The 4249-nt window shown below is 72.2% G+C and carries 6 protein-coding genes; 3 read left to right on the top strand and 3 right to left on the bottom strand.

Annotation, left to right across the window (positions count from 1 at the left end; all coding sequences use genetic code 11):
* Positions 1 to 144: 144 nt before the first annotated feature.
* Positions 145 to 585: a nitroreductase family deazaflavin-dependent oxidoreductase gene (locus GKQ77_RS28580; RefSeq protein ID WP_219691845.1), complete on the bottom strand. Its 441-nt coding sequence runs from the start codon at positions 583 to 585 to the stop codon at positions 145 to 147.
* Positions 586 to 740: 155 nt separating this feature from the next.
* Here GKQ77_RS28580 and GKQ77_RS28575 point away from each other — a divergent pair, with 155 nt between their 5' ends.
* The gene (locus GKQ77_RS28575; protein ID WP_219691843.1) at positions 741 to 1802 is read left to right on the top strand and encodes a PucR family transcriptional regulator; all 1062 of its coding nucleotides are present in this window, start codon (positions 741 to 743) and stop codon (positions 1800 to 1802) included.
* A 55-nt stretch (positions 1803 to 1857) separates the two neighbouring features.
* Here the strand turns inward: GKQ77_RS28575 and GKQ77_RS28570 are convergent, their stop codons facing one another.
* Complete coding sequence (locus GKQ77_RS28570) at positions 1858 to 2265, bottom strand: CoA-binding protein (protein ID WP_219691841.1); 408 nt, start codon at positions 2263 to 2265, stop codon at positions 1858 to 1860.
* A gap of 47 nt (positions 2266 to 2312) precedes the next feature.
* Positions 2313 to 2888 (bottom strand): TerD family protein, encoded by a 576-nt coding sequence (locus tag GKQ77_RS28565; RefSeq protein WP_219691839.1) that lies wholly within the window; start codon positions 2886 to 2888, stop codon positions 2313 to 2315.
* 150 nt (positions 2889 to 3038) lie between these two features.
* Between GKQ77_RS28565 and GKQ77_RS28560 the strand changes: the two genes are divergently transcribed.
* Entirely contained in the window at positions 3039 to 3446 is a 408-nt protein-coding gene (locus GKQ77_RS28560; RefSeq protein ID WP_219691837.1) for a BlaI/MecI/CopY family transcriptional regulator, read from the top strand.
* 23 nt (positions 3447 to 3469) lie between these two features.
* The coding region (locus tag GKQ77_RS28555) for a M56 family metallopeptidase (protein ID WP_219691835.1) at positions 3470 to 4249 on the top strand (780 nt) is incomplete at its 3' end.

Below are 4249 nucleotides of genomic sequence, written 5' to 3'. Positions count from 1 at the left end.
GGGCTGACCGGGGCTGGCGGGCTGGCCGGCGGGCTGGACTGGTCCTGAGGGGGGCTTCGTCAGCTCCGTCTTGCTACCCGATCAGTTCCGCCCGCCCCCAACACCCGGCCGCCGTTCGCGGCGCACTTCACGTCTGGCGAGAGGTCAGGACTCGACAGGCGTCAGGACGAAGAGCGGGATCTCACGGGTCGTCTTCTTCTGGTAGTCGTCGTAGTCCGGCCAGACCGCGACCGCCCGCTCCCACCAGATCCGCCGCTCCTCGCCGGTGACGACCCGCGCGCGGTAGTCCTTCTTCACCGGCCCGTCCTGCAACTCCACATGCGGGTGGGCGACGAGGTTGTGGTACCAGGACGGGTTCGCGGGGTCGCCGCCCTTCGACGCCACCACCGCGTACTCCCCGTCGTGCTCGACGCGCATCAGGGGGTTCTTGCGGAGCTTCCCGCTCTTGGCGCCGATCGACGTCAGCACGATGACGGGCTTGCCCCTCAGGGTCGTGCCCTCCGTGCCGCCCGAGCTCTCGTACAACTCGGTCTGCTTGGTGGCCCAGTCCCACGTACCGGGTTCGTACTCTCCAGTCAAAGGCATGCCCTGTCCAACGGTCCGCGCGAGCCGATTGTTCCGGCCCGTGCCCCGGCGCGCCGAGCGGGCCCGGCCGTCGTCCGCGTCTCCGCCATGCGTTAAAAAGGCATCAACGGTTCAACAGCGCAGCGGGGCAACGGCAACAGGACGACAGGGGCGGCATGGCGGGGCAGGACATACCGCAGGAGTATCTCGACGGCTACGCCCACATCCTCGCCGCCGCCTCGTCGACGGGCCGTCGGCTCACCCGGGACGAGCTGGCGTCGCGGCGCGTGCTCGGGGAGCGGGCCGCCGACGCCGGTTACGGCCTCCGGGCCCTGGTGGGCGCGCACCTCGCGGCGACCCGCGCCCACTGGCCCGCCGAGCGGGCGCTCTCCGTCGACTGCGCGCTGGCCGCCGCCGAGCAGGCCGTGGACGCCTTCGCCGAGGGGTACGAACGCGCCCAACGCCTCGCCGTACGCCAGGAGGAGGCGGCCCGGCGCGAGTTCATCGACGACCTGCTCTACGGCCGCAGCGACCTCGGCCTCCTCGCCGAGCGCGCGGAACGCTTCGGGCTGCGCCTCTCCTACGAACACTCCGTCGCCGTCGCCGAGGGCCCCGACGGATACGAGGAAGGACACCCGATTCCCCGCGAGGTCGAGCGGGCCCTGGTCGGCCGGTTCGGCGACCGCAGCATCCTGCTCACCACCAAGGACGGCCGCCTGGTGTGCGTCGCCCCCGGCGACCAGGACGAGGTCCTGACCTTCTTCGCCGAGCAGGCGCACGCCGCCACCGACGGCGGCCGCGTCGCCATCGGCCGCCCGCAACCCGGCCCCGGCGGCGTCGTCCAGTCGTACGAGGAAGCGCTCAACGCCCTCGATCTCGCCGGGCGTCTGGAGCTGGACGACCCCGTGCTGCACGCGGCCGACCTGCTCGTCTACCCCGTCCTGACCCGCGACCGGCAGGCCATGGCCGACCTCGTGCTCAACACGCTCGGCCCGCTGCGCCAGGCCCGCGGCGGAGCGCAGCCGCTCATCGACACGCTCGCCGCGTACTTCGACTCGGGATGTGTCGCGGCCGAGGCGGCCCGCCGGCTGACGCTGAGCGTGCGCGCCCTGACCTACCGTCTGGAACGCATCCACGGACTCACGGGCGCCAACCCCTCGGACCCCGTGCACCGTTACACGCTGCAGACCGCGGTGATCGGCGCGCGCCTGCTCGACTGGCCCTCGAAGCAGTTCTGAGGACGAGGACGAAAGGGGGCGCGGCTGCGGACGCGGCCGATCCCGGCGCCCTCTCTCAGCCCAGGCGCGGGATCTCGATGGCCGGGCAGCGGTCCATGACCATGTCCAGGCCCGCCGCGCGCGTCCGTTCATACGCCGCCTCGTCGACCACGCCGAGCTGGAACCACACCGCCCGCGCGCCGGCCGCCACCGCCTCGTCGGCGACCTGGCCCGCCTGGCCGCTGTTGACGAACACATCGACCACGTCGATCTTGAACGGCACGGCGGACAGGGACGGATACCCCTGCTCGCCGTGGACCGTCTGGGCCTTGGGGTGGATCGGCACGACGCGCTTGCCGAAGCGCTGCAGAACGGCCGCGACGCCGTACGCCGCCCGCTCGCGGTTGTCGGACAGGCCCACGACCGCCCAGGTGTCGCCCAGCTCCGTCAGGATCTTGCGCACCGTCTCCTGGTCGCCGTACATGACCTGCCTCCTCGAGTTCGCGGCCGGATGCCGTCAGGGATCGCGAGTCAGACGTTCACGCCGAAGTCCGTCGCGATGCCCCGCAGTCCACTGGCATAACCCTGACCGACCGCGCGGAATTTCCACTCGGCGCCATGGCGGTACAACTCGCCGAAGACCATCGCGGTCTCCGTCGACGCGTCCTCGGAGAGGTCGTAGCGCGCGATCTCGACGCCGTCCGCCTGGTTCACCACGCGGATGAAGGCATTGCGGACCTGGCCGAAGCTCTGGCCGCGGTTCTCGGCGTCATGGATCGAGACCGGGAAGACGATCTTCGTAATCTGGGCGGGCACCTGGGCGAGGTTCACCTTCACGGCCTCGTCGTCGCCCTCGCCCTCACCGGTGAGGTTGTCACCGGTGTGCTCGACCGAACCGTCCGGGCTCGTCAGGTTGTTGTAGAAGACGAAGTGCTGGTCCGAGACGACCTTGCCGGAGTCGTCGCAGAGCAGCGCGCTGGCGTCCAAGTCGTAGTCCGTGCCCGTCGTGGTGCGCACATCCCAGCCCAGCCCGACCAGTACGGCGGTGAGGCCCGGGGCCTCCTTGCTGAGCGAGACGTTGCCGCCCTTGGCCAGGGAAACTCCCACGATGTCCTCCTGATATCCGAGTGACGCGTTCCTGGTGATGGTTCCGTAGAATCTACAGGAATGTAGAAGCGAGTGGGGTGGTCGGGGCCCGTTACGATATGGCGCTCCCGGCCGCCGAGGAGCACGAAAGAGGCTGGAGGGAGCCCGGGCATGGAGCACCACGACAAGCGCGAGGAGCGCCGGCCGCGCCTGCGCCGCCGCGCCCAGGGCGAGCTGGAGCAGCAGGTCCTCGCCGCGCTGCATGCCGCCCGCGGCCCGGTCAGCGCCGCCTGGGTGCAGGAGCGGATCGGCGGCGACCTCGCCTATACGACGGTGATGACGATCCTCACCCGCCTCCTCGCCAAGGACGTGGTGACCCGGGAGCGCGCGGGCCGCTCCTTCGCGTGGACCTCCGCGTCGGACGAGGCGGGGCTCGCCGCCTTCCGCATGCGCAAGGTGCTCGACGGCGAGCGCGACCGGGAAGCGGTCCTCGCCAGCTTCGTCACGACACTGACACCCGACGACGAACAGCTCCTGCGCGACCTGCTCGGGCGGGCGGGCGCCGAGACGGACGGCTGACACCCGATGGGAGCTTCTGCCTGATGGGCGTCTTCGTCTTCCTGCCCCTCGTGCTGCCGCTGACCGCCTGGCCAGTCGCCCGCCTCGCCGAGCACCACCTCCACCCGCGCACCGCCACGCGCCTGCTCACCGCCGTCGCCGGAGTGATGGCCCTGTGCAGCACGCTCTGTCTGGCGCTCCTCATGGTCGTCGGCACCGCCCAACTGCCGGGCAACCCCCTGCCGGACGCCTGGTCCGACCCCGAGGTGCGGGCCGCCGTCCCCTATGACGAGGTCGCGGGGAAGTCCGCCATCCCCGCACTGCTCGCCGTGTGCGCCGCCTGCGCCCGCACCCTGTGGCGGCACGCGCGCGTACGCCTCCGAGGGCGGCGCGCCCTCGACGGGCTGCCCGGCACATCCGTCGCGGTGCTTCCCGACGACGCTCCGTACGCCTACGCCCTTCCGGCGCGCGGCGGCGGCCGCGTCGTGGTCACCACCGGCATGCTGAACCGGCTCGCCGCCTCGGAGCGGCGCGCGCTGTTCGCGCACGAGCGGGCCCATCTCACCGCGCGGCACCATCGTCACCTCCTCGTCACGCAGTTGGCGGCACGCGCCAACCCCTTCCTGCGCCCGCTGCGCACCTCCGTCGCCTTCACCGCGGAACGGTGGGCCGACGAGGCGGCGGCGCGGGCCGTGCGGGACCGGCGGGTCGTCGCCCGCGCGATCGGCAAGGCCGCCCTGGTCTCCCGGGACACCCCCGCCCCCGCCCTCGCGGCGTTCGCCACGCCGGGGCCCGTGCCGCGCCGCGTCGCCGCCCTGCTCGCC

Source organism: Streptomyces anatolicus (genome assembly GCF_019400875.1).
Taxonomy (GTDB): Bacteria; Actinomycetota; Actinomycetes; order Streptomycetales; family Streptomycetaceae; genus Streptomyces; species Streptomyces anatolicus.
This window is presented reverse-complemented; position numbering and strand designations above follow the sequence as displayed.